Origin of the sequence: Streptomyces sp. V1I1 (assembly GCF_030817355.1) — a bacterium.
Classification (GTDB): domain Bacteria; phylum Actinomycetota; class Actinomycetes; order Streptomycetales; family Streptomycetaceae; genus Streptomyces.
The window spans coordinates 988280-1011744 of the sequence record NZ_JAUSZH010000001.1 but is presented as its reverse complement, the minus strand read 5'-3'; the positions used below and the strand labels follow the sequence as shown (position 1 = coordinate 1011744).

Below are 23465 nucleotides of genomic sequence, written 5' to 3'. Positions count from 1 at the left end.
TGTTGCGGTCGGTCAGTGAACCTTGGTCATGGGGTGCCCGGAGCAGCAGGTGGGGTTCTGATCTCCGCCGTGGCCAGGAGTCGCGCCCCTGGTCACGGTGATCTCACAGCCGCACTCGGCACACCGGTACACCTCGCCGGTCACCAGTGCCATGACGGGACCTCCTCTGCGCTGCTGCGCTGCGTCCTTACGCTCACGACGCTAGAACCTTCCCCCAAGGGCAAGGTCAAGGAGGCGGCGGCAGACAGTTCATCCTCGCCACCTTCGCCGCCTAGTCTTGATATTGGCTTTTCTTCTGAGATGTTCGATTTTGCGTCCATTGTCGTTCGTCGGCTCGGGAAGGCAGGGATGCGCCGCAAGTCTCGCAAACCACCCAGCAAGGGATCGGATGGCCGCCGCGCCCGGGCCGCCGCTCTGCGCGAGCAGGAGGCCCGCGCCCAGAGTCGCCGTCGCCTGCTGACCATTCTGGCGGCGACTGTGGCGGTGATCGTGATCATCGCCGGGATCACGATCGCGCTGGTCTCCACTTCCGGCGGCGGCCCTTCCGGCTCTCGCGCGACCCCCGAGGCGGGCATCCAGACCGTGCCGATGACGACCGCGTCGGGCCGTACGGCCGACCCGCCCTGGAGCGCCCCCGCCGATCCCGCGGCGCGCGCCAAGGCGGCCGGGCTGCCGATGCTCGGAGAGGAAGGGAACGTGGAGCACATCCACGCCGCACCTCGACATCACCGTCGACGGGAAGCCGGTCCCCGTCCCCGCGAACATCGGGATCGACGAGCAGACGCAGCAGATCAGCCCGCTGCACACACACGAGGCGAACGGTGTGATCCACATCGAGTCCCCGGTCAAAGCCACCTTCTCCCTCGGCCAGTTCATGACCGAGTGGGACGTCGCCCTCACCCAGGATTCGATCGGCGGGCTCAAGGCCGACGACGGCAACACCTTCCGCGCGTACGTCAATGGCAAGCCGTACACCGGCAACCCGGCGGCGATCGAGTTCACGGCGCACGACGAGATTGCGATCGTCTATGGGCCGACGGGCCAGAAGGTCGACGTGCCCGGCAGCTACGACTGGCCGGAAGGCGAATAGCCCAACCGAGTCGCCACGCTCACAGGCTCCTGAACTGCGATGACGAGTCAGACCGGCGGCCTGCGCAGGAAGCGGCGGGCGGGCGTGCCATAGCATGGCGCGCATGTCGCGCCGCGTACTGATGCCGCTCCGGGCCTGGTCCGGGGCGCTGCTCGTGTGCGCAGTCATGTTCTGCCTGACCGGGATCGCGCGGCCCGCAATAGCGATGCCCCCCTCGATGACCTCCATGGGCTCGATGGAGGTGGCCTCTCCGGCCGCAGCCGACGATCACTCCTCTCGGGTGATGCATGCCGACGCGGCCGGGGCTGGGGTAGCGATGGCGGTCGGCTCGGTCGAGCACGGTACGCACTGCCCGATGTTCGAGAAGCAGTGCGCGGCACCGCAAGCCACCCTCGTCCACGACGTTCAGCCAGGCACGGCCGTGACCGATGTGCCGACAGTGACGGCCTGCTCCCATGCGGCCGTCACCGCCCGGCCCAACGCGCCGCCTCCGGCCCTGGCCCCTCCTGATCTCCACCGGTTGTGCGTGTCAAGGACGTGACGGTTCGTCGCCCGTGAGGCTGCCCACTGCTGCCGCCTCGTGGGACGCCGACCTTCCTCACGTCCGCCTCGGCACGCCCGTAACCACATCCCTGTGTGCGTGCCGTCGTATCCGAACAGGAGTCACGACGCATGCCGTCGTCCATCACCTTGCTCATCACCGGTGTCAGCACCGGTCTGCTCGCCGGCGGCGCCTCGTGCGCCGCCGTCCAGGGCGGTCTGCTCGCAGGAGCAGTCACCCGCCGCGACCCCGCCGAGGCCCGCGTTCCCGCCCGCACGTCCTCCACGTCCGCCAAGAAGCGACCCCGAACCGCCGCCCCGAGCCCATCCGGGCGCGCGGCATCGACTGCGTCCCCGGAGCCGACGGTCGGGAACCTGGCCCCGGTCGGCGCGTTCCTCGCCGGGAAGCTGTTCTCCCACACGATCCTCGGCGCCCTGCTGGGGATCTTCGGCGCCGCGCTGCAGCCCAGTCCCCGGACGCAGGCGACGCTGCTGATCATTGCCGGGGCACTGATGGTGCTCTTCGCGCTCGACCTCTTCGGGGTCAAGGTGGTGGGCCGGATCATCCCCCGGCCCCCAGCCTCCTTCGGACGCCTCGTGCGGCGCAGCACCAAGACCACCTCGATGGCCACCCCAGCCCTGGTCGGCTTCGCCACGGTGCTGGTGCCGTGCGGGGTGACGCTGTCGATGGAGCTGGTCGCGATCACCGCGGGCTCCCCGATCGCCGGGGCGGCGGTGATGGCCGGGTTCGTGCTGGGCACCGCCCCGCTGTTTACCGTCCTCGGCTACCTCTTCCGCCGCTCCAGCCGGGCACTGTCCGGCCGCCTGGGCATCGCCACCGGCGTCGTGGTGCTTGCCGTCGCGGCCTGGACCATCGCCTCCGGACTCCAGGCCGGCGGGTGGGCCTCCTTCAACACCGGCTCCACGACCGTGGCGGCCGCCGCTCCCGCCCCTTCGGAAGGCGGTACGGGGGCCTCGGACGGCCCGGTGCGCATCGACGCCACCGGCAAGCAGGTCATCACCCTGACCGTGACGGACTTCTACGTCCCCACCCAGTTCACCGCCAAGGCCGGCGTGCCCACCACGCTGGTGCTGCACGGCAAGGACTCCGGCGGCTGCGCCCGCGCCTTCACCATCCCCGAGCTCGGGGTGCAAGAAATCGTGAAGCGTGACGGCGACACGAAGGTCGAGCTGGGCACCCGCAAGCCCGGCACGCTCCGCTTCTCCTGCGCCATGGGCATGCAGACCGGCACCATCGACTTCCAGGAAGACACAAAGTGAAGCTCTTCAAGCGCAAGAAGGACACCGACACCGGCAAGCAGTTGGTGCTCCACATCGAGGGCATGCACTGCAACAGCTGTGGCCTGCTCATCGACGACGAGCTGGAAGACATCCCCGGGGTCCGCTCCTCCAGTACCGACGTGAAAGCCGGACGCACCACCGTCCGCCTGGAGGAAGGCGCCGACGTCGCCACTGCCGCACTCGTTGCGGCGGTGCAGCAGGCCGGCGACTACACGGCCCGTCCGGCCGACTGACACGACAACGCCCCAAAGGGCGGCAGCAGCTCCGCCGTGTGGCCCGGCCGGGAAGTCCTCCCGGCCGGGCCACCCGGCGGGCCAACTGTGACGTGCGGGAGAGACCGGTGACGGCGAGGATGACACCATGCCCGAGCCGAGCGACAACGAGCGGCTGCGCCGCTACTGGGACAAGCAATCCCGCTCCTACGACCGGCAGATGCGGTTCTTCGACCGCACCCTGTTCGGCGAGAGCCGTTCCTAGGCGTGCTCCCAGGCCACCGGCGACGTCCTGGAGGTCGCCATCGGCACCGGCCTGAACCTCCCCCTCTACCCTCCCGGCGTGCGGCTGACCGGCATCGAGTGGAGCCCCAAGATGCTGGCCCTCGCCCGTCGCCGCGCCGACGAGCTCGGCCGGACCGCGGACCTGCGCGAAGGCGACGCCCAAACCCTGCCGTTCCCGGACACGTCCTTCGACACCGTGGTGTGCACCCTGTCGCTCTGCGCGATCCCCGACGACCGGCGCCCCATCGCCGAGATGAGCCGCGTGCTCAAGCCCGGCGGCCGGCTCCTCCTGCTGGACCACGTCCCCAGCTCCGCCTGGCCCGTCCGCGCGATCCAGCGGCTCATCGAACTCGTCACCGTTCCGCTCGGCGGCGAGCATCTGCTGCGCCGCCCCCTCCGGAACGTCCAGGCGGAAGGACTGGAGATCGAGCAATTGGGCCGGTTCAAGCTCGGCATCGTCGAAAGGCTCGCTGCCCGCAAGCCCGCCCGCGCATCGGCCGACGGGTGACGCGCAGGCCGAGCTCGGTCGGGCGAAGCGGCCACTCACTTTCGCAGGGCTTCCGTTTCCGCGCCGACGAGGCGCACGCTGGAGGGGAGGCCGCTCCGCCACCACCCCGGAACGCGGGGTCGGCGCGGGCAGCCACGCAACTCTCATGGCCTTGCGTAGGCGGGGGGATGAGGAGGCTCGCGAGATGACCGAACAGACCACCAGCCCGCCTTGGCATGTGGTCGGCGACTGGTTCGATACCTGCAAATGCGCCATACCCTGCCCCTGCACGTTCGCCCAGCCCCCGACCGAGGGCGATTGCGAGGGCGTGCTCGCCTGGCACATACGCGAGGGACGGTACGGGGATGTCCGGCTCGACGATCTGAATATCCTGATGCTCGGGTCCTTCACCGGCAACGTATGGGAGGGCACCCACACGGACGCATACGCCGCCGTCTTCGTCGACGAGCGTGCCAACGACCGCCAGCGCGCCGCGCTCGGCGCGATCTTCGGTGGTGAGGCGGGCGGCTGGCCGCAGCAGTTCAGCGAGGTCTTCAGCCCTGAGATGCGCGGGATGGACGTCGCCCCCATCACCGTCGAGATCGACGACGACCTCGGGTCGTGGAGCGCCGAAATCCCCGGCCGCGTGACCGCACGCGCCGAGGCCCTCACCGGTCCCACCACTCCCGAGGGCGCGCGCGTGCAGGTCCACAACGCCCCCGGTGCCGAGGTCGGCCCGGGCCAGATCGCCACCTGGGGTCGCGCCACGACCGACCAGGCCGACGCCTTCGGCTTCAGCTGGAACCGCAGCGGCAAATCCAGCAAGCACTTCCCGTTCGACTGGAGCGGCCCCAACTGACGTGTGGCAAGGCGCTCAGTGCGGTCGGTCCGTCATCGAGTTCATCGACGGCTCGGACATCTGCAGGCCGGGCAGCAACCAGTCCTGGAACGGGGCCAGAACGCCCAGGACAAGAAAGGCCAGACCAACCGCCCAGGTGAGCAACGGGCCGCGCCGCCACAGCTTCTCCAGGAAGATGACCGCCGCGAGGCCGGCCATGGCTGCCACATTCATCACGCCGAGCGGGACGAGGACGATCATCAGGCCCCAGCAGCAGCCCACGCAGTAGAGCCCGTGGTGCGCGCCCACGCGCAGGTCGCGGGCCCACGGCCGGAAGTGCGCGTACCGCATCAGGGCCGACAGCGGGTTGCGGCAGTGCAGGAGACAGACGCGCTTCAGCGGCCCGAACTGGTACAGCCCCGCGAGCAGGAACGCAGCCGCGCCAAGCCAGCGGCCTGTCTCGGGGGCGCCGTCCACCAGCCGGGCGGCTGCTGCCAGGACTCCGTAGGCGAGCAGACCGAATGCTGTCCAGGCCAGCAGGTAGCCCCCTGCGAACTGGGCGATACGCGCGGCGCGGACCGCACCGGCCGACTGCCGGCCGATGGCACGGGCCCATGTGATGGCCACCGGCGCCACCGACGGGAACATCATCGCGACCATCATGGTCACCCACAGCAGCAGGAAGAGCGGCAGCGCCAGACCCATCGTTCCCGGCTCCACGCCCATGTCACGGGACTGGGCGACGGTGAGCACCCATGCCAGTGCGGCGAGCACAGCCATCAGGGTCCATGCAACGGCCAGATCACGCCGCGGCAGGATTCCGGGCTGTGTCGGCGCGGGGGCGGCGACGCGGACGTGCAGCATGGCGCTCCTCCCAGGGGCCGCCCTGCCAATATCACCAGGCACGTCACCACCGGAGTCCCGGCAGTGTCGACTACTGCGCCTGCCCACAGGGAGTGACAAGTCGGCCCGACGCCTCCAGCAGATCACAGAAGTGGGCGCTGCAAAACCGCGTCGACGTGGCCTCGGCGGCCTCGACGGTGTGCCCACCGTTACTGTGCGCGCCCGCACCGCGCTCGGTTGAAGTAGGGAGGAGCCGGGCCGCGGACCGTCAGCGCGTCAAGGGCTGGAAGCGGCGCAGCCTCAAGCTGTTCGAGACCACGAACACCGAGGAGAAAGCCATCGCGCCGCCGGCGATCATCGGGTTGAGCAGGCCGAGCGCTGCCAGCGGCAGCGCGGCGACGTTGTAGGCGAAGGCCCAGAACAGATTGGCCTTGATCGTGCGAAGGGTGCGCCGGGCCAGTCGGATCGCATCCGCCGCCGCCCGCAAGTCGCCCCGTACCAGGGTCAGATCGGATGCGGCGATCGCCGCATCCGTGCCGGTGCCCATCGCAAGCCCCAAGTCGGCCTGGGCGAGGGCGGCCGCGTCGTTGACGCCGTCGCCGACCATCGCCACCACCTGGCCCTGCCGCTGGAGGCGTTCGACCTCGGCGACCTTGTCCTCGGGGTGGACTTCGGCGATGACCTGGTCGATGCCGACCTCGGCCGCCACCGCGTGGGCCGCCGCCGTGTTGTCGCCGGTCAGCAGGACGGGGGTGAGCCCGAGCCGCTTGAGGTCGGCTACCGCCTCGGCGCTGGTCGCCTTGACGGTGTCGGCGACGACCAGCGCGCCGCGAACACGCCCGTCCCAGGCGGCGAAGACCACCGTACGGCCCTCGGCCTCGGCCTTCTGTTGTGCGCGGCCGAGCTCGTCGGGCAGCACCTGGTCCTGTTCCTCCAGCCACGCGGCCCTGCCCGCACGGACCGTACGTCCCTCGACCTGCCCGGTCACGCCCCGGCCCTGGGTGTTGGCGAAGCCGGTCACAGCGGGGAGTGAACCGAGGCGGTCCCGTGCGGTGTTCGCGATGGCTGCGGCGATCGGGTGCTCGCTGGCGTCCTCCAGCCCGCCCGCCAGCCGCAGCACCTCCTGCTCGTCCTCGTCGTCGGCCGGTATCACGTCGACGAGGCGCATCTTGCCCTCGGTGATCGTGCCGGTCTTGTCCAGAACGACGGTGTCGATCCGGCGGGTCGACTCCAGCACCTCGGGCCCGCGAATCAGCAGCCCGAGCTGGGCGCCGCGACCGGTGCCGACCATGAGCGCGGTGGGCGTGGCCAGCCCGAGCGCGCACGGGCAGGCGATGATCACTACTGCGATGGCGGCCGTGAGTGCGTTAGCTGCCGAGGCTCCGGTGAGCGTCCACACGCCGAATGTGCCGATCGCCAGGGCGATGACGACCGGTACGAAGACCGCCGATATCCGGTCGGCGAGGCGCTGCACCTCCGCCTTGCCGGTCTGGGCGCGCTCCACCAGCGCGGCGATCTGCGCCAGTTTGGTGTCCGACCCGACTCGCGTGGCGCGTACGGTCAGCCGTCCGTGGCTGTTGACGGTGGCGCCGGTGACCTGCGAGCCGGGCTCGACCTCCACCGGCACGCTCTCACCGGTCAGCAGCGACTCGTCGATCGCCGAGGCGCCGTCGGTGATCTCGCCGTCGGTGGCGATCTTCTCCCCGGGGCGTACGACGAAGAGGTCGCCGACCGCCAACTCCTCGACGGGGATGCGCACTTCGCTACCGTCCCGCAGTACGGCGACGTCCTTGGCGCCCAGGTCCATGAGCGCCCGGATGGCGTCCCCCGCCCGCCGCTTCGCGCGCGCCTCGAAGAACCGGCCCGCCAGCAGGAAGGCCGTCAGGACGACGGCGACCTCCAGGTACAGGTGATCACCGCCCAGTACGAGCGTTACGGCGCTCCACAGGTAGGCGGCCAGTACGCCCAGCGACACAAGGGTGTCCATCGTCGCCGACCCGTGCCGCAGATTCAGGGCCGCGGCCCGGTGGAAGGGCCATGCGCCCCACGCCACGACGGGAGTCGCCAGAGCCAGCGCGACCCACTCCCAGCCGGCGAAGTGCAAGGCGGAGATCATCGACACAAGGACCACCGGCAGCCCGAGCAGAGCCGAAACGATCAGGCGGCGGCGCAGCCCGGCGATGTGCACGCCCTCAGCGTCGCTGGCCTCTTCGTCTCCGGCCGGGGCTTCGGTCCGGGGAACCCCCGCCCCGTATCCAATGGCCTCGACAGCTGCCACCAGCTCCGCCACCTCGACCGCCGGGTCCTCGCGGGTGACGTGCGCGGTCGCGGTCGCGAGGTTGACCGTCGCGGTCACTCCGGGCAGCTTGCCCAGCTTCCGCTCGACCCGCGCCACGCACGAGGCGCAGGTCATCCCGGTGATGGTCAGTTCTATGGACTGCTCGGAATCGGCCCGAGTGGTGGTCGTCATGTCGGCACTCCTCTCTCTCAGTTTCGTACGGCCGGTGCCACAACGGCGAAGCCCTGCCCGGCGGCGGGACGCCAGCTCAGCTCGCCGCCGTACAAGCGGCGCAGGACGGCAGGCGGCTCGTGGTAGCAGAACACGGACGTGCCGGCCCCGACGATCGCCGGGGTGTCGATGAACAGCGGCAGCTCGGCCAGGAAGTAGCGCACAGCTTTCTCGACCTGCTCCACATCCGGCGCCCGCCCGGTGGGCAGCTTCCCGGCAAGCACCCATCCGGTCGCCTCCCGGCAGGCGTCGCGGAAATCCGCGTCCTCGCCATAGCGGCGCAGTCCGCTCTCATGGAGGCGGCCGAACGCCGCATTGCCCTCCAGCTCGGCCCAGCCCAGCACCCGCTTGTCCGAATCGTCCACGCCAAGCGAACCCAGCGCAGTGACGATCTTGTTGCGGGTGTACTGGCCCTGCCTGCGCGCCTTCCACGCGGCCTTTTCCGGCGCGTATCCAAGTGCCTCGAAAGTGAACGCACTCGGCGCGTCCGGGACGAAGAAGTCCACCCGCTCGAAGTGATCGAGCCCCCACTTCGCCAGCTCGTGGATCCGGGCCTTGGAGAAGTAGCTGTTGAACGGACTGATCCCGAAGCAGGCGTGCTCGGCCCGCTCGACCGCTTCGGCGCACCGGCCGCTCAACGGAGTCACCGCCATCGCCGCCGGACAGCCGTCGCCTTGATCTGTGCTCATGACCGGACGGTAAAACCTTGCCCTTAGGGCAAGGTCAAGTGCACACTGGCATCACTCGCACGAATGGAGCCGCACATGCTCACCGTCGGCCGCATCGCCGCCCAGACCGGCCTGAGTCCCAAGGCGGTACGCCTCTACGAGGCCAACGGCCTCATCGACCCACCCGAGCGCACCGCGGCTGGCTACCGCACCTACACCGACGAAGCGGTACCCGTGCTCGGCTTCATCCGCCAGGCCCAGGCCCTCGGCCTCAGCCTCAAGGAGATCAAGGACATCCTGGACCTCCAGCGCCGCGGCGAGCAGCCCTGCGGCCTCGTCACCGATCTCCTCGACCAGCACCTCGCCGACATCGACCGCCGCATCGCGGACCTCGAGGCCCTCCGTACGACGCTCCAGCACGCCCGAGCCCAGGCAGACCAGGCGGCGGACCGTGGGGAGGGTGCCGTGGTGTGCCGCATCATCGAGAACGCTGTCGGCTGAGCGCACCATTCGCCATCGGCATCCGCCCTCGGGTCGCGCGCCCTGATGGACATCGCCTCCGAGCCGCTGTCCTTCGTCTGCGGCCGACTGCTCGGCTTCCATCAGAACACCGGCGACAACGGGCAGCGCGAACGCCAGGGCTTCGGCGCCGAGTACGCCGCCGACCTCACCCGCCGCTGAACCGGCGGCCCGCGGCCCGCCGACTGCCAGTGCTTCTGCCGAGAACTGGGATCGGTGTTCATGGCATCGCCCACTCGCCGGCCCGGCCGGCGAACGGGCAGACTCCCCGGCATGACCGAGACTCCGCCGCTCGCCGACCAGACCATTCCCGAGCAGGAGCGATGGCTGACGCCCGGCGTCCGCGGCATCGGCACGGCCAGTTTCCTCGCCGACGTGGGCCACGAGATCCCCACGGCGCTGCTGCCCTCGCTGCTGACCTCCACCCTCGGCGCCCCGGCTGCCGCCCTCGGCGCGATCGAGGGCGTCTCCGACGCGCTCGCCGGGGCGGCCCGGTTCGGCGGCGGAGTCCTGGCCGACGACCCGGCCCGCCGCCCGAAGGTGGCCGTCGGCGGCTACGCGACCACCGCTGTCCTGGGCGCCGCGACCGCCGGTGCGACCGCGGTCTGGCAGGTCGGGGTCCTGCGAGCTGCCGCCTGGACCGCCCGGGGGCTTCGCGTCCCGGCCCGCAACGCGCTGCTCGCGGACATCGTCCCGGCCAAGGCATACGGACGGGCCTACGGCTTCGAGCGGATGATGGACAACCTCGGCGCGATCTTCGGACCGCTCCTGGCCCTTGGCCTGGTCGCCTGGCTGGGCGTGACCTGGGCGATCGGCCTGTCCGTCATCCCCGGCCTGCTGGCCGCCGTCGCGATCATCTACGCGATCCGGCACACGCCGAAGCCGACCAGCCGGGACAAAGTCCCGCTCAAGATCCGCATCCGGCCCGTCCTGCAGGGCGACATCGGCCAGCTCATGGCCGCCGTGGCCGCGTTCGAGGTCGGCAACGTGGCCGCCACGCTGCTGATCCTGCGCGCCTCCGACCTGCTCGCCCCCGAGCACGGAACGAAAACCGCGACGACGATCGCCCTCGGTCTGTACACCGCCTACAACGTCGCCGCCACTCTCGCGTCGGTCCCCGCCGGACGCCTCTCCGACCGGCTCGGCTCCCGCGGCCCCGTACTGGTCCTGACCGGAGGCGTCGCCGCATTCGCCGCGGCCTACGGCCTGTTCACGATCAACGGCGCCGCCATCGCATTTCTGGCGATCCCGTTCCTCCTGGCAGGCATCGGGATCGGCGCCGTGGAGACCGCCCAGCACTCCGCCGTCGCGGCCCTCGCCCCGACAGACCTGCGCGGCTCCGCGTTCGGCATGCTTGCCACCGTCCAGTCGCTCGGCAACCTCGCCGCCAGCACCATCGCCGGCATCTTGTGGACCGCTATCTCGCCGACGGCCGCCTTCACCTACCTGACCGCCTGGATGCTCCTGGCCCTCATCGGGCTCGGTCTCAGCTTCCGACGCTGACCGGCCACACCCGCCCGCCCAAGTGCATCCGCGCCCAGCGAGCACAGTGGCAGGGCTTGACCTTGGACCGTGCTCCCAGGTTTAGCGTCGAAGGCATGAACGGCTCGCACCTCACCGTCTCGGCTCTCGGCTCACAGGTCGGAGTCTCGGCCGACACCGTGCGCTACTACGAACGGGCCGGCCTGCTGTCCGCGCCGCAACGCACGGCGGCCGGTTACCGGCTCTATGGCCCCGAGGCCACCGATCGCTTGCGCTTCATCCAGGCGCCCAGCGTCTGGGACTGCGGCTGCGCGAGATCCGTGACCTGCTGGCTGTGCGCGACACCGGCGAGTGCCCCTGCGAGCCCGCTGAGGACATGCTGCGGCGCCGGATCGGCGAGATCGACGCCGAGATGGCCCGGCTGTCCGCCCTGCGTGGCGAGCTGGAACAGATGCTCGCCCGCATTCCCGCCCCCGACTGCCCGGACCCGGTGCCGGGCACCTGGCGACCGGAAGGAGGTGACCAGATGACCGAGGAGATCACTACCGTCGAGGCCCCCGTCCGCGGCGGCTGCTGCGACGACCCGGAGTGCCCGCCCGAGGCATGCGGCAACACCTGCTGCTAACGCAGACGAGCAACCTGACCGCCGGATCACGATCCGGCGGCCAGTGCTGATCAGGCGCGTCGAGCGCCCGGGACGACCCCTGGCTGTCAGAGACAGCCGCAACGCCTCCGGCCAACGGTCAGTGGGCGCCGTGCCGTCGGTGGTGGTGCAGGTGCTGTTCCTGGTCATCCGCTTCCTTGGCGGCGGAGGCCGGGCCGACGGCTTCGGCCGGGGGGCGCAGCCCGGCCAGGGTGACCGTGACAGGTCTTCGGACCGCGGCTTCGGAGGGCAGGCTGCCGGCTGCGCCGAGGGCGTGGAGGCAGTAGGCGGCGAGTTCGTCGGGTGCGCCATCGTTCCGCAGGTCGCCGGCCTTGGCTCCCTCGGCCAGCAAGTCGCTGATGAGTCCTCTGAGTTGCTGGTGCGCCCGTGCGACGTGCTTGCCTTGATGCAGGAGTGCCGCGACCTCGGTGCCGTGGTGCTCGTGCCGCCTGTGGGTCATGAGCGCGTATGCAGTCAGCACGGCTTCGAGCCGCTCGCCCTCATCGCCGGCTTGGTCCCTTACCGCGGTGAGGTGTTCGAGGTGTCCGGTGATCTGACGTTCATGCCAGGCGGTCAGGATCGATTCGACGTCCGGGAAGTACTTGTACAGCGTCGCCCGTCCGATGCCGGTTTCCTGGGCGATGCGCGACATCGTCACCGAGAGCAGCCCGTGCTCGGTCACCAGTGCCGCGGTGGCGTCCAGGGTCGCTTCGCGCACTGCGTGGCGGTGTGCCTCGATCGTCTCGTTCCAGAGCTTCGGCATCCCCCGAATATACGCGACGACGACTCCGTGACACGATGACTTGACAGAGACAGCCTGTCTCGCAAAAGGTGGCCGCCGTGACGGACTCGGTAATCGCGCACGACAGCGGAGGACACACTCATGGCTGACTTTCCCCCTGCTACCCACTCGGCCGACGGGACGGACGCGGCGAGGCCCGGTCCCCCTCCGGCATCGGGCAGGCCGCGGTGGGTGATCGTGTTCGCCGTCGTTGCCATAGCCTTGGTCCTGGCGTTCGTGATCATGCACCTGGCGGGCGGCGATATGGGGGGCCATCACTGATGGCGATGACACCGCGCCTGCGTAAGCTCGCGCTCACCGCGCACGTCACGGCCTCGGTGGGCTGGCTCGGCGCGGTCGCCGTCTTCCTGGCTCTCGCCGTCGCCGGTCTTACCAGTCAGGATGCCCAGACGGCACGGTCCGCGTATGTCGCGATGGACCTGACCGGCTGGTTCGTCATCGTCCCGCTGTGCTTCGCTTCGCTGCTGACCGGGGTTGTCTCGTCCCTGGGCACTACCTGGGGCCTGGTCCGGTACTACTGGGTCGTGGTGAAACTCGTGATCACGGTCCTGTCCACCATCGTGCTGCTGGTGCACATGCAGCCGATCAGCTACATCGCCGGAATAGCGGCGGGAGCGGACTGGTCCAGTGGTGAACTCGACGGCCTGAGGACCCAGCTCGTGTTCCAGTCCGGTGCTGCGGTGCTGGTGCTCCTCGTGGCGACGGCTCTGTCGGTGTACAAGCCGCAGGGCCGGACCCGCTACGGGCAGCGCAAACAGCACGAGCAGCGCACCGCGTCACAGGCCACGGACGCAGCCGCACCCACCCGGGGCTGAGGGAACGCAACGGCGCCCCCGACCTTTCGGCGCCCGGAACGCTCGGCTTCGCCAGGGCAATGTCGTTGCCCTGGCGAAGCCTTCCGTGTGCGTGGATCAGTGGCCGTCGCCGACGTCGACCGTGAACCGCTTGGTGAAGGTCTTGCCGCCGTCCCGGGACTCGTAGACGCCGTTCTGGGTGGCGGCCAGGATGTGCTCGGCGTCAACCGCCGTGAGCGCCTGGGCCTGTCCGCCGGGCACCGTGCCCGCCTTCTGCCAGGTGGCGCCGCCGTCGGTGCTCCGGTTGAGCCCGCTCGAGTCGTCGAGTCCGTACAGCGCGCCGGGCTTCGGCCACGAGAGGAAAGCCATCGCCGGCTGCTTGCCTGCGGCGAAGGTTCTTCCGCCGTCGGTGCTCATCGCGATCCCCTCGGCGGTGGTGGCCAGCACGGTGTCCGGGGCGTCGGGGCTGACGGCGATATCCAGTGCCTGGAGGCGAGCGCGGTCGTCCCAGGCGGCTCCGTCCTTGCTGACGCGCAGCAGGGCGTTGGTGCTGTCGTAGCCGTAGATGGTGCCGTGGGTGTAGTCGAGGGCGTGGAAATCGACCTCGCCGGCCAGCGAGCGGGTCTTCCAGGTCTTCCCGGAATCGGTGCTCTCGATCAGCCCCCGGTTGCCGGGGCCGCCGGTGCCGGGGGCGGGGTGGCCGCTAGCCAGGAAGGTCTTCGCCTTGGCCACGGTGAAGCCCATGAAGTCGTCCTTGCTGTTGCCGACCCGCTGGGCCGCGCCGTCCTTGCCCGGGGTGTAGTTCCCTTCGTGGGTGGCGACGTAGAGCCGGTTGTCGGCGGGGTCGATGCCGAGCCCGTGAACGTGGCCGTGCACCGACGCGACTGACGTCGCGGCAGCGGTGCTGGTGCCGGAGTCGCTGGAGCAGGCGGTCAGCGCGAGCGTGAGCGCGAGGACCGCGGTGGTGGCGAGGGGCCACTTCCGTGTGTTCTTCATCTTCTTTGTCCTGCCGTGGGTGGAGGCGTGCGCCGCCGTTCCGGGCCCTCGCATGGAAGGCCCGGAACAGCGGTGAGTACGGTGCGGATCAGAGACGGTCGAGGGTGCTCTGCATCTGCTTGACCTCGGCGGACTGGTTTTTGATGACGTTGTCGGCGAGCTTCTTGGCGGCGGTGTTGCGGCCGTTCTTCTGCTCGTCCTTCGCCATGTCGATGGCGCCGTTGTGGTGGTCGATCATCATCTGGGCGAACTTGCGGTCGAAGTCCGTGCCCTTGGCGGCCGTGAGTGCGTCCATGTCCTGATCGGACATCATCCCGGCCATGTCGTCGCCGCCATGGCCCGCGTTGCCGTGGTCCATGTCGGGAGACTGAGGCTTGCCCCAGGACTTGAGCCAGGACTGCATGGTCTTGATCTCGGGGTCCTGGGCCTTCTCTATCTGCCCGGCCAGGGTCTTGATCTCCTGGTCGGAAGCGCGGCCGTCGGCCTGCTGGGACATCTCCAGTGCCTGCTGGTGGTGGACGATCATCGCCTGGGCGAACGTCACGTCCCCGTCGTTGAAGGCGCCCGCGGCGGACGATGCGGCCGTCTCCGGTGTGGATGCGGAGGAGTCGCTGCTGTCGTCGCTGCCGCAGGCGGCGAGCAGCAGGGAGCCGGCGGCGATGACTCCCAGCACCGCGACGCGGCGGCGCAGGGGCAGGTCGAAGGAACGCGTGAAGGCGGTCATGTTCTGTGTACCTCGTGGTGTCGATTCTGCGGGTGGATGCGTAGGCGTCATGGCGGGCAGCCCTCATGGGCCTGTCCGCGCGGAAGAGATCGGCCTAGATCCGCAGAATCGACAGTTGTGCGAGGTCAGGAGCTCTGGGCGGAGGATTGGGCCGTACGACTGATCGCACCCCGGTCGCGAGAGCGGCCAGCCAGTCGCACCTGCCGGCGAATGCCGCGTGCAGCAGCGCGGCCAGTGCCCAGGCGCCGAGGACGGCCACGCACAGCGATGTGAGGTCCATGCCCATGCCGGGCTCGTGCGGTGACGAGATGGCGCCTGTCAGTTTCGCGCTGTCCGAGCTGGAGAGCGTGCTCGCGTGCGCGGCGGCCGGTTCGCCTGACATTGCATGCGTGCCGACGGCGTGCGATGCGGCAGACATGCCGGAGCCGGAGCCCTCTGCGGGGTGACCGACGGTGTGCATGACGAACACGCCGAGTGCCAGCACCACGACGAGCAGGAGGCGTGCGGCGACGGTGACCGCTTGTGCGTACCGGTGTGTCATCACCGCCTCCTTCCGCGTCCCACGATAACCGCGGTGCAGGGATGTACGCCCTGCGGGCCGCTTCCGTTCAGTCAATGGCTGTGGCCGTCGTTGTGACCTGGCTCGGGAGAGGTGCCGCGGTCCGCCGTCGGGGACTTGCTGGGCGTCGGCACGTCCTTCGTGGGAGGAGCTTCGTCCGGGTTGTGCGTGTCCGGGTCCGGCTCCTCGGCGTTTCCGTGGCTGTGCCCGCCGCCTTCCGCAGGCTCACCCATGGAGGCTGCTACCTGTCGCAGGCCGACGAAGCTGACGACCGCGGCGAGGAGCACGGTCAGCCCCACCAGGCTGAAGATGCGTTGCCAGGGGGTGTCGGCGTCCTTGATGACGTACGCAACGAAGGACACGGTGATTCCGAGGGGCACGAGGACGGCGCCGCGCGCCGGGAAGTCGTCGAAGTGCTGGAGGCCGCCGCTGAGCATGCCGATACCGAACGAGAGCAGCAGGGAGGCGCCGATCACCACAAGCATGCGTGGCAGGCGCGGCCTGTGGTGGGCGAGGACGATCTCGTTGAGGACGGTGGCGGCCAGGAAGACCAGGACGCCGTAGACGGCGATCCGGGTGTAGCGGGCCGGGTCGAGCGGATAGTGGACCACGGCTCCGCTGATGAGACCGGCGCCGACGAAGTAGCCGACGTATCCGAGGTAGCGCGCGGGCAGGGAGCTTTTGCGGGCGCGGCGGGCGCGGGCTTTGCGCTGGGCGGCCCGGCCGCCTTGGAGGGCGGGCGGCTCTTCGGTGAGGACGGGTCGGTCGACGAGTTGCGACGAGGACAAGGGTTCTGTTCCTTACGGCTCCGGGATGTGGCCGGCCGCAGGCGACGCCAGGCGTCGCCCGGCGCGCTACGGCGCGCCTGGGCAGGAGAATGGTGCGGACGGCGTGGGACAGGTGAATCCGGGAAACGCCGGAATCTAGACCTGCTGGATCACGGAGCCCGTTGAACTTCGCAACGGCGGCAGGGCCGACTGGTTCGCGGGCGGTCCCGACTTCCCTGCCACGACTCGATGGCAGGGCGTCTGCCCGTCGACGGGGGTGAGCGAGGGGCCGACGGGTCCCGATGTCAGCTGGGGCTGTACGGACGCACACTCCGCGGCCGGGTGGGAAGACTCCTGGCCGTCGTCGTGATGTTGCTCTTCGGCCGTGTCGCCGTGTGCACCATGCCCGTGCGCTGAGGGGGGTGCGGCACTGGCTGCCGGGTGACTCGAAGCGCTGTGGGCGCTCGCATCGTGTGTGAACAGGAAGCCGAACAGCAGAACTGCCAGCCACAGCACGCGCAGCGGACCCGCCGAGATGCGGGCCCGCGGCTTTCTGGGCGACGACCATGCCGTGACCATGCCGTGATCCTAGCCGCCCCTCGCGGCCCTGCCGCCCCGCCCCCTCACAGGCGCAGAGTGCGGCGCAGGGCGGTGGCGAGTTCGGCGTACTTTGCCTCGCCTTGGGCCGGGTCGGCCCGGACGCATCGAGCCTGACCTGAGCCGCTGGTTCCCGCTGTGGGGCACCCCCGGCTTGTGACACCGGCGGGCCACGAGCCCGCGCGCCCAGCCCTGGCCACACCTACGATGAAACCGTGAGCCGTGGCGAGCGAAGTCCGTCGCCGCAGCCGATGCTGCGGCTCACGATGCTGCTTGTGCTCACCGTGCTGACCGGATTGGTCGCGATGCACGGACTGGGCTCCGCAACCCCAGCCCTTGCGGACAAGGCCCCCTCGCACGCAGTGCACCAGATGCAGACGACCGCAACCGAGCACCCGTGCGTGTGCCCCGACGACGACGGCAGCGCCGACCGGCACGGCAGCCACGCCGACCAGATGTGTGCGTCAGCAGCGGTTCCCGGCGCCGTCTTCATCCCCGCCCTGGCCGCCTCTGCACCGAACGTGATCGCCACGACAGCACCGTCTGCCGCTGCGGCGACGCCGTGCGAGCCGGCCGGTGCACGCGCCCCGCCCACACTCGCTCAACTCCAGCTCCTGCGGATCTAGGAACGCCGCGCGCGGCACAGGCCCCAGCCGGGCCCGACGCTGCGCACAGGCACGCCCGGATCCCTCTCACATCCAGGAGCACCAACCATGAGCACGACCCGTTCCCTTCCCCGCCGTGCCGCTCTGGCGGCCGCCGCCTTGGCAGCCGCGCTCGGGCTCGCTGCCTGCGGCGACGACGGCAACACCAGCGGGACCGACACCTCTCCTCGACCCACCGCCTCCGCCCCGTCCGCCGTCCCCGCGGGCGAGCACAACCAGGCCGACGTCACCTTCGCCCAGGGCATGATTCCGCACCACCGCCAGGCCATCGTCATGTCCGAGATGGTGGAAACCCACTCCTCCTCCAACGACGTCAAGGCCCTCGCGGCGCAGATCAAAAAGGCGCAAGGCCCTGAGATCACCACCATGTCCAGCTGGCTCAAAGCCTGGGACGAGAAGGTCCCCACGGGCATGGATGGCATGGACGGCATGGACCACGACGACTCGGGCCGGCCCGGAATGATGGATGACCGGCGGATGGACGACCTCGAGGCCGCTTCCCGCTCGGCCTTCGACACGATGTTCTTGACCATGATGATCGAGCATCACGAGGGCGCGATTGAGATGGCCAACACCGAGAAGACCGAAGGCGCCTACGGCCCTGCCAAAAAGCTCGCCGACGACATCGTCACCTCCCAGACCGCCGAGATCGCCCAGATGAAGGCGATGCTGGGCAAGAGCTGACCGCCAAGGGTGGGCGGCAGCGTGTCGCCGTGCTCTGACCGGATGCCTGTGACCGCCCGGACAACCCGTGCATGGGCTGGCGGGCAAGAGGCAAGGACGCAGGCCACCCGCCGTACAGCCAAGGGAGCCCTTCGAAATGGTGAGGAGGGATGACCGTGCCTGACTCCACAGATGACCGTCGTCACCACGTGCACGGCCCGGCAGGCCCGAGCAAGGAGCGCAGCATTGCTGTGCTGGATGTGCGCGGCCTTGCGTGGGCGTCGCAGCAGAGCACGGTGATGGCCGTGCTCGGGCGGCGCCCCGGCGTGCTGGATGTCGAGGTCAACCCGGTCGCCCAGTCGGCGACGGTGGTTTTCGATCCGCGGCGTACGTCGCTGGCCGAGCTGCGCGGCTGGGTGACCGAATGCGGTTACAACTGTGCCGGCCAGGTGGTGCCCTCCCATATCTGCGACCCGATGGCCGAGCCCGATCCGCCCGCCGAGGATGTGCCGGGCGGGGAGGCGGGCCACGAGGGCCACGGCGCAGGGGCGGCCCTGACCAAGCCGGCCGAGCCGGTAGGTGCCTCGCACGCGGAACACGCCGAGGTCCTGGCCGCACCGGAGGGGATGCCGACGCCGCACGAGGTGATGGGCCACGGTGGGCACGGCGAGATGTCGATGGCGGCGATGGTGGCCGACATGCGCAACCGCTTCCTGGTGGCGCTGCTGTTCTCGATCCCCATCGTGATCTGGTCGCCGATCGGCGAGGACGTGTTCGGCCTCGACGTGCCGGTCCCCTTCGGGCTGCGTCAGGACGTGTGGGCACTGCTGCTCAGCCTGCCGGTGATCTTCTACTCGTGCTCGATCTTCTTCACCGGCGCCGTACGCGCGCTGCGTGCCCGCACCTTGGACATGATGGTGCTGGTTGCGGTCGCCGTCGGAGCCGGCTGGCTCTACTCCCTCATCGTCACAATCACCGGCGGCGGCGACGTCTTCTACGAAGCGGCCACCGTCCTGGCCTCCTTCGTGCTGCTCGGGCACTGGTTCGAGATGCGCGCCCGCGGCGGCGCCAACGACGCCATCCGCACCCTGCTCGACCTCGCCCCGCCCAAGGCCCTCGTCCTGCGCGAAGGCGAACCGGTCGAGGTGCCCACCGCCGAAGTCGTCGTCGGTGACCTGCTGCTGGTCCGTCCCGGGGCCAAGATCGCAGTCGACGGGATCGTGGAAGAGGGCGAGAGCGACGTCGACGAGTCGATGGTCACCGGCGAGAGCATGCCCGTGCACAAGGCCCCCGGCTCGCAGGTCGTCGGCGCGACCATCAACGCCAACGGCACACTGCGCGTACGCGCCACCAAGGTCGGCGCCGACACCGCACTGGCACAGATCGTCAAACTCGTCCAGGAAGCCCAGAACTCCAAGGCCCCCGGACAGCGACTTGCCGACCGGGCAGCATTCTGGCTTGTCCTCGTCGCCCTGATCGGCGGCGCCGCGACGCTGGCCGTCTGGCTGCTGGCCACCGACCGCTCCTTCGGCACCGCAATGCTGTTCGCGATCACCGTCGTGGTCATCACCTGCCCGGACGCCCTGGGCCTCGCCACGCCCACCGCAATCATGGTCGGAACGGGACTGGGAGCCAGGCGTGGTGTGCTGTTCAAGAACGCCGTCGCCCTGGAGACCTCTGCCGGCATCCAGACCGTGGTCATGGACAAGACCGGCACCCTGACCAAGGGCGAACCGGAAGTCACCGACGTCATCACCGCCCCGGGAACGGACGAGGGCCAGTTGCTACGGCTCGTAGCAGCGGTCGAGCGCGAGTCCGAACACCCGCTCGCCGAAGCCGTCGTACGCCACGCCCAGACACGCTCCACAGAGGCCGCGAGCGCCCGGCACTTCGAGAACGTTCCCGGCCATGGTGCAACCGCCGTCGTCGATGGCCACCGGGTGGCGGTCGGCAACCGTCGCCTGGCCGAACGCGAAGGCGTTTACCTCGGCCCACTGGCCGCTCGCCGCAAGGCGCTGGCTGCCACCGGCCGTACGGTCGTCATCGCCGCCGTCGACGGCCGGGCGGCGGGCCTGATCGGCATCGCCGACGCGCCCAGGGAAACATCGGCCGCCGCCGTGACCGAACTGCACGGCCTCGGCGTCGAAGTCGTCATGCTCACCGGCGACAACCAGGCCACCGCCGAGCGCATCGCCGACCGCCTGGGCATCGACACCGTCATCGCGGAAGTCCTCCCCGGTGACAAGGCGGCCAAGGTGGCCGAGCTGCAGTGCGGCGGCCGGAAGGTCGCCATGGTCGGCGACGGCGTCAACGACGCCCCGGCCCTCGCCCAGGCCGACCTCGGCATCGCCATCGGCGCAGGTACCGACGTGGCCATCGAGACCGCCGACCTCGTCCTGATGCGTTCCGACCCCCTCGACGTGGCCACAGCCCTGCGCATCGGCCGCGGCACCCTGCGCAAGATGCGCCAGAACCTCGGCTGGGCCATCGGCTACAACGCCATCGCCCTCCCCATCGCCGCAGGCGTCTTCGAGCCCGCCTCCGGCCTGGTGCTCCGTCCAGAGATCGCCGCACTGTCCATGTCGGGCTCCAGCATCATCGTCGCCGTCAACGCCCTCGCCCTCAAACGCCTCCGGCTGCCACGAGCAACAACGCCCCCCGCACGACCACCAGTCACCCCCGCGGCCCTTGATGCTGCGGATGGCGGTGCCTCCCGTCGCCGCGCCGCCTGACCTCGGCGCAATGCAGGACTCACCAACACCGCACCAAGGCATAGGACATGGCAACGACCACCGATCCGGTCTGCGGCATGTGTGTGGATCCTGCGACCGCCACCGAACGACGCGACACAGAAACCGGCACCCACCACTTCTGCTCCGCGCACTGCGCGGCGGCCTTCGGCGCCGACCCCGGCTGCTACCGCACAGCACTCGCCGGTCACAGCCACGGTCACGGCACTCCGTGACGTTCCCGGGATGGCAGCCTCCTGCCCTATTTCGATTGCGTGCGCTATGTGCAGCCATATGTTGGCGTGATCTTTGCGACCGGGGCGGCAGGGGATCGTCAGGACGAGCGGCTAGGATCACGGCATGGTTACGGCCTGGTCGTCTTCCCGCATGTCGCGGGCCCGCTCATCGGCGGGCCCGTTGCGCATGCTGTGGGTGGCCATGATGCTGTTCGCCTTTGTGTACACGCATGGCGTGAGCGCCGAAGGCGTTGCCGGCCATCTCGACGCAAGCGCGATCGTGCCTGCGGTGGCTGCCATTGACGGCCAGGCGGTCGAGGACGTTCCGTTGGATCACCACGGTGGTGGTCACGGCCCGTCCCATCCGGATCAGGAGTGCGTGCCCGGCCAGCCGCAGCAGACCCCTGCTTTGGATGCCCCCAGCGCCTGTGCCCTCGTCGAGGAGGGCACTTCTCCATCGGGGCCACCTGCTGCGGTCGCTTTCGGTGACGTGGCGTCGGCCAAGCAATTGCTGAGCACGTCGATAAGAGCCACAGTTCTGCAGGTCTAGGATGCGGCGACTGCTCGCTGGCCCTCGACGCCTTCCCGTCTGACACAGCTCTGGGACAGCCCACTGCGGCTGCGGGCGCGATGCGGCCGGCCAGTTCGCCGCCCCCTGCCTCGCCCAACGCGCCACCGCGCATTTGCGAGGCAGATCTCTGCGGCGATGTCCTGACACTGCCCACCCCGCCCGCCGTTTTGATGCACCACGTGGTGCATGACGGCCGCCTGCGGAGGAACTGTGCTCCCGTCATCCCGTATTCGCCCGATCCCGGCTGCCTCTGTGCAGGGCCGGCTGCTCGCCCTGCTCCTGAGCGGTCTGCTCATGATCGTGCTCGACTGTGCGCTCCTGCTGCACGAGTCCGGCCATGCTCACGGCGCCGCCCGTACGTTCTCCGGCGCCCCACAGGGCATCGAGCAGGTGCCGCGTGCTGCGGCCCCTGCCGACTCCTCCTGCTCGCCGACCGGTTCGGACGTGGAGCTGGCCGGACGGCAGCAGGTGCGTACGCCGGTGTCCGCCGCGGCGGCGCCCGAGGCGAGAGCGACGCGCGTGACGGTAACCGATGGGGGTGTCCGGCCCGTGTCGGGGGAGGCCCGAAGAGCCACGTCCGGCCGCTTCACGCTGTGCGCGCTGTGCCGGTGGCGGACGTAGGCCGTGCCCTTCGAGCCGCAGCATGCTGCGGCATCCGCCCTGCCCCTGAGACTGGATCACCGGTCGGGGACGGGCGGAGTGCGAGAGATCAGCACCCGACGCGCCATTCACCGAAAGATGAGAGCCGACCGATGCACTCTCCGAACACCGCACGTCAACTCACCAAGCTCGGCCACGCCGCCCTGACCGGTCTGGTGGGCAACACTCCCCTCCTGCACGTCGGCGAGCCCTTCGCTCCTGCGGGACGGGGATTTTGGGCGAAGCTGGAAGGCTTCAATCCCGGCGGCATCAAGGACCGCCCCGGCCTGCACATGGTCGAACGCGCCCGGGCCCGCGGAGATCTGAAGCCCGGAGGCCGGATCATCGAGTCCACCAGCGGAACACTCGGCCTCGGCCTGGCCCTGGCGGGCATGGTCCACGGCCATCCGGTCACTCTGGTCACCGACCCGGGTCTGGAGCTGTCCATGACCCGCCTGCTGACCGCCTACGGTGCCCAGGTCAACGTCGTCTCCGAGCCCCACCCCACCGGTGGCTGGCAGCAGGCCCGACGTGACCGCGTCACCCAGCTGATGCGGCAGCACCCCGATTCGTGGTGCCCGGATCAGTACAACAACCCGGACAACACTGCCGCGTACACCCCGCTCGCCCTCGAACTCGCCACGGAACTCGGCCACATCGACGTCCTGGTGTGCAGTGTCGGCACCGGTGGCCACTCCGCAGGCGTCTCCCGCGTTCTTCAGCAGCTCTACCCCGATGTGCGGCTCGTGGGCGTGGACACCATCGGCTCCACGATCTTCGGCCAGCCCGCCCGCCCCCGCCTGATGCGCGGACTCGGTTCGAGCATCTATCCCCGTAACGTCGCCTACGACAAATTCTCCGAGGTGCACTGGGTCGCCCCGGGCGAGGCGGTGTGGGCCTGCCGGCAGCTCGCCGCCTCGCACTACGCCACCGGCGGGTGGAGCGTCGGCGCGGTCGCCCTGGCCGCCGGATGGCTGGCGCGCACCCTGTCCGAGGACACCCGGATCGCGGCGATCTTCCCTGACGGGCCACAACGCTACCTGGGCACCGTGTACGACGACGACTACTGCGCCGCCCACGGCCTCCTCGACTCGCCGCCCGCGGCCGAGCCGGACGTGATCGGCTGCCTGGACGAGAAGGAAGTCACTCGCTGGACCCGGTGCACGAGTGTGGTCGACCCGCTCGCGCTCACCCGAGCCGCAGGCACGGACGATCCGGCGGCCGATGACATGCGTCCCGAGGCCGATGCGGAGGAGGGCCGGTGAAGAGCACCGTCGCGCAGGTTCGCGAATACCAGCATAGTGT

Annotated in this window: 26 protein-coding genes and 2 pseudogenes; 19 read left to right on the top strand and 9 right to left on the bottom strand. The window is 69.9% G+C overall.

Annotation, left to right across the window (positions count from 1 at the left end; all coding sequences use genetic code 11):
* Positions 1-12: 12 nt before the first annotated feature.
* Positions 13-153, bottom strand: coding sequence for a hypothetical protein (locus QFZ67_RS05005; protein ID WP_307659871.1), 141 nt, complete (start codon positions 151-153; stop codon positions 13-15).
* A gap of 670 nt (positions 154-823) precedes the next feature.
* Here QFZ67_RS05005 and QFZ67_RS05000 point away from each other — a divergent pair.
* From QFZ67_RS05000 to QFZ67_RS04975, 6 genes and pseudogenes are all read left to right on the top strand, one after another.
* On the top strand, positions 824-1090 hold the full coding sequence (locus QFZ67_RS05000; RefSeq protein ID WP_307659870.1) for a hypothetical protein: 267 nt from the start codon (positions 824-826) through the stop codon (positions 1088-1090).
* 103 nt (positions 1091-1193) lie between these two features.
* Positions 1194-1631 (top strand): hypothetical protein, encoded by a 438-nt coding sequence (locus QFZ67_RS04995; RefSeq protein ID WP_307659869.1) that lies wholly within the window; start codon positions 1194-1196, stop codon positions 1629-1631.
* A gap of 131 nt (positions 1632-1762) precedes the next feature.
* Positions 1763-2911 (top strand): sulfite exporter TauE/SafE family protein, encoded by a 1149-nt coding sequence (locus QFZ67_RS04990; protein ID WP_307659868.1) that lies wholly within the window; start codon positions 1763-1765, stop codon positions 2909-2911.
* Entirely contained in the window at positions 2908-3165 is a 258-nt protein-coding gene (locus tag QFZ67_RS04985) for a heavy-metal-associated domain-containing protein (protein ID WP_307659867.1), read from the top strand. The genes QFZ67_RS04990 and QFZ67_RS04985 overlap by 4 nt, the downstream gene beginning before the upstream one ends.
* Positions 3166-3433: 268 nt before the next feature.
* Positions 3434-3937, top strand: a pseudogene (locus QFZ67_RS04980) (class I SAM-dependent methyltransferase); the annotation flags it as partial.
* A 184-nt stretch (positions 3938-4121) separates the two neighbouring features.
* Positions 4122-4775 (top strand): DUF1326 domain-containing protein, encoded by a 654-nt coding sequence (locus tag QFZ67_RS04975; protein ID WP_307659866.1) that lies wholly within the window; start codon positions 4122-4124, stop codon positions 4773-4775.
* Positions 4776-4790: 15 nt separating this feature from the next.
* On the opposite strand, the gene QFZ67_RS04970 is transcribed toward QFZ67_RS04975, so the two are convergent.
* The 3 genes from QFZ67_RS04970 to QFZ67_RS04960 all read right to left on the bottom strand — a co-directional run bounded on the left by QFZ67_RS04970 (position 4791) and on the right by QFZ67_RS04960 (position 8795).
* Positions 4791-5618 carry a DUF2182 domain-containing protein gene (locus QFZ67_RS04970; RefSeq protein ID WP_307659865.1) on the bottom strand — a complete coding sequence of 276 codons (828 nt, stop codon included), beginning with the start codon at positions 5616-5618 and terminating at the stop codon, positions 4791-4793.
* 247 nt (positions 5619-5865) lie between these two features.
* Positions 5866-8067, bottom strand: coding sequence for a cation-translocating P-type ATPase (locus QFZ67_RS04965; RefSeq protein WP_307659864.1), 2202 nt, complete (start codon positions 8065-8067; stop codon positions 5866-5868).
* A gap of 17 nt (positions 8068-8084) precedes the next feature.
* Entirely contained in the window at positions 8085-8795 is a 711-nt protein-coding gene (locus QFZ67_RS04960) for a tRNA-dependent cyclodipeptide synthase (RefSeq protein WP_307659863.1), read from the bottom strand.
* A 75-nt stretch (positions 8796-8870) separates the two neighbouring features.
* On the opposite strand from QFZ67_RS04960, the gene QFZ67_RS04955 reads away from it, so the two are divergent.
* The 5 genes and pseudogenes from QFZ67_RS04955 to QFZ67_RS04940 all read left to right on the top strand — a co-directional run bounded on the left by QFZ67_RS04955 (position 8871) and on the right by QFZ67_RS04940 (position 11400).
* Positions 8871-9275: a heavy metal-responsive transcriptional regulator gene (locus tag QFZ67_RS04955; RefSeq protein ID WP_307659862.1), complete on the top strand. Its 405-nt coding sequence runs from the start codon at positions 8871-8873 to the stop codon at positions 9273-9275.
* A 45-nt stretch (positions 9276-9320) separates the two neighbouring features.
* Positions 9321-9455 carry a hypothetical protein gene (locus QFZ67_RS04950; protein WP_307659861.1) on the top strand — a complete coding sequence of 45 codons (135 nt, stop codon included), beginning with the start codon at positions 9321-9323 and terminating at the stop codon, positions 9453-9455.
* Positions 9456-9566: 111 nt separating this feature from the next.
* Positions 9567-10796, top strand: a complete 1230-nt coding sequence (locus QFZ67_RS04945) for an MFS transporter (protein WP_307659860.1) — start codon at positions 9567-9569, stop codon at positions 10794-10796.
* Between the two features lie 95 nt (positions 10797-10891).
* Positions 10892-11050, top strand: a pseudogene (locus tag QFZ67_RS39035) (MerR family DNA-binding transcriptional regulator); the annotation flags it as partial.
* A 59-nt stretch (positions 11051-11109) separates the two neighbouring features.
* Complete coding sequence (locus QFZ67_RS04940) at positions 11110-11400, top strand: MerR family DNA-binding protein (RefSeq protein WP_373429945.1); 291 nt, start codon at positions 11110-11112, stop codon at positions 11398-11400.
* A 118-nt stretch (positions 11401-11518) separates the two neighbouring features.
* Here QFZ67_RS04940 and QFZ67_RS04935 read toward each other — a convergent pair whose 3' ends face one another.
* Positions 11519-12181 (bottom strand): TetR/AcrR family transcriptional regulator, encoded by a 663-nt coding sequence (locus tag QFZ67_RS04935; RefSeq protein ID WP_307659859.1) that lies wholly within the window; start codon positions 12179-12181, stop codon positions 11519-11521.
* 299 nt (positions 12182-12480) lie between these two features.
* On the opposite strand from QFZ67_RS04935, the gene QFZ67_RS04930 reads away from it, so the two are divergent.
* Entirely contained in the window at positions 12481-13035 is a 555-nt protein-coding gene (locus QFZ67_RS04930; RefSeq protein ID WP_307659858.1) for a hypothetical protein, read from the top strand.
* Positions 13036-13131: 96 nt separating this feature from the next.
* Here QFZ67_RS04930 and QFZ67_RS04925 read toward each other — a convergent pair whose 3' ends face one another.
* From QFZ67_RS04925 to QFZ67_RS04910, 4 genes are all read right to left on the bottom strand, one after another.
* Entirely contained in the window at positions 13132-14010 is an 879-nt protein-coding gene (locus QFZ67_RS04925) for a F510_1955 family glycosylhydrolase (protein WP_307659857.1), read from the bottom strand.
* An 88-nt stretch (positions 14011-14098) separates the two neighbouring features.
* Positions 14099-14734, bottom strand: coding sequence for a DUF305 domain-containing protein (locus QFZ67_RS04920; protein ID WP_307659856.1), 636 nt, complete (start codon positions 14732-14734; stop codon positions 14099-14101).
* 94 nt (positions 14735-14828) lie between these two features.
* Entirely contained in the window at positions 14829-15275 is a 447-nt protein-coding gene (locus QFZ67_RS04915) for a DUF6153 family protein (protein ID WP_307659855.1), read from the bottom strand.
* A gap of 71 nt (positions 15276-15346) precedes the next feature.
* Positions 15347-16081 (bottom strand): hypothetical protein, encoded by a 735-nt coding sequence (locus QFZ67_RS04910; RefSeq protein ID WP_307659854.1) that lies wholly within the window; start codon positions 16079-16081, stop codon positions 15347-15349.
* Between the two features lie 791 nt (positions 16082-16872).
* On the opposite strand from QFZ67_RS04910, the gene QFZ67_RS04905 reads away from it, so the two are divergent.
* The 7 genes from QFZ67_RS04905 to QFZ67_RS04875 all read left to right on the top strand — a co-directional run bounded on the left by QFZ67_RS04905 (position 16873) and on the right by QFZ67_RS04875 (position 23425).
* Positions 16873-17283 (top strand): DUF6153 family protein, encoded by a 411-nt coding sequence (locus tag QFZ67_RS04905; protein ID WP_307659853.1) that lies wholly within the window; start codon positions 16873-16875, stop codon positions 17281-17283.
* Between the two features lie 87 nt (positions 17284-17370).
* Positions 17371-18006, top strand: coding sequence for a DUF305 domain-containing protein (locus QFZ67_RS04900; RefSeq protein WP_307659852.1), 636 nt, complete (start codon positions 17371-17373; stop codon positions 18004-18006).
* Between the two features lie 155 nt (positions 18007-18161).
* Entirely contained in the window at positions 18162-20717 is a 2556-nt protein-coding gene (locus QFZ67_RS04895; protein WP_307659851.1) for a cation-translocating P-type ATPase, read from the top strand.
* Between the two features lie 47 nt (positions 20718-20764).
* Positions 20765-20950: a hypothetical protein gene (locus QFZ67_RS04890; RefSeq protein WP_307659850.1), complete on the top strand. Its 186-nt coding sequence runs from the start codon at positions 20765-20767 to the stop codon at positions 20948-20950.
* Positions 20951-21152: 202 nt separating this feature from the next.
* The gene (locus QFZ67_RS04885; RefSeq protein WP_307659849.1) at positions 21153-21500 is read left to right on the top strand and encodes a hypothetical protein; all 348 of its coding nucleotides are present in this window, start codon (positions 21153-21155) and stop codon (positions 21498-21500) included.
* Between the two features lie 231 nt (positions 21501-21731).
* Positions 21732-22142 (top strand): hypothetical protein, encoded by a 411-nt coding sequence (locus QFZ67_RS04880; RefSeq protein ID WP_307659848.1) that lies wholly within the window; start codon positions 21732-21734, stop codon positions 22140-22142.
* A 131-nt stretch (positions 22143-22273) separates the two neighbouring features.
* Positions 22274-23425: a PLP-dependent cysteine synthase family protein gene (locus tag QFZ67_RS04875; RefSeq protein ID WP_307659847.1), complete on the top strand. Its 1152-nt coding sequence runs from the start codon at positions 22274-22276 to the stop codon at positions 23423-23425.
* Positions 23426-23465 lie beyond the last annotated feature (40 nt).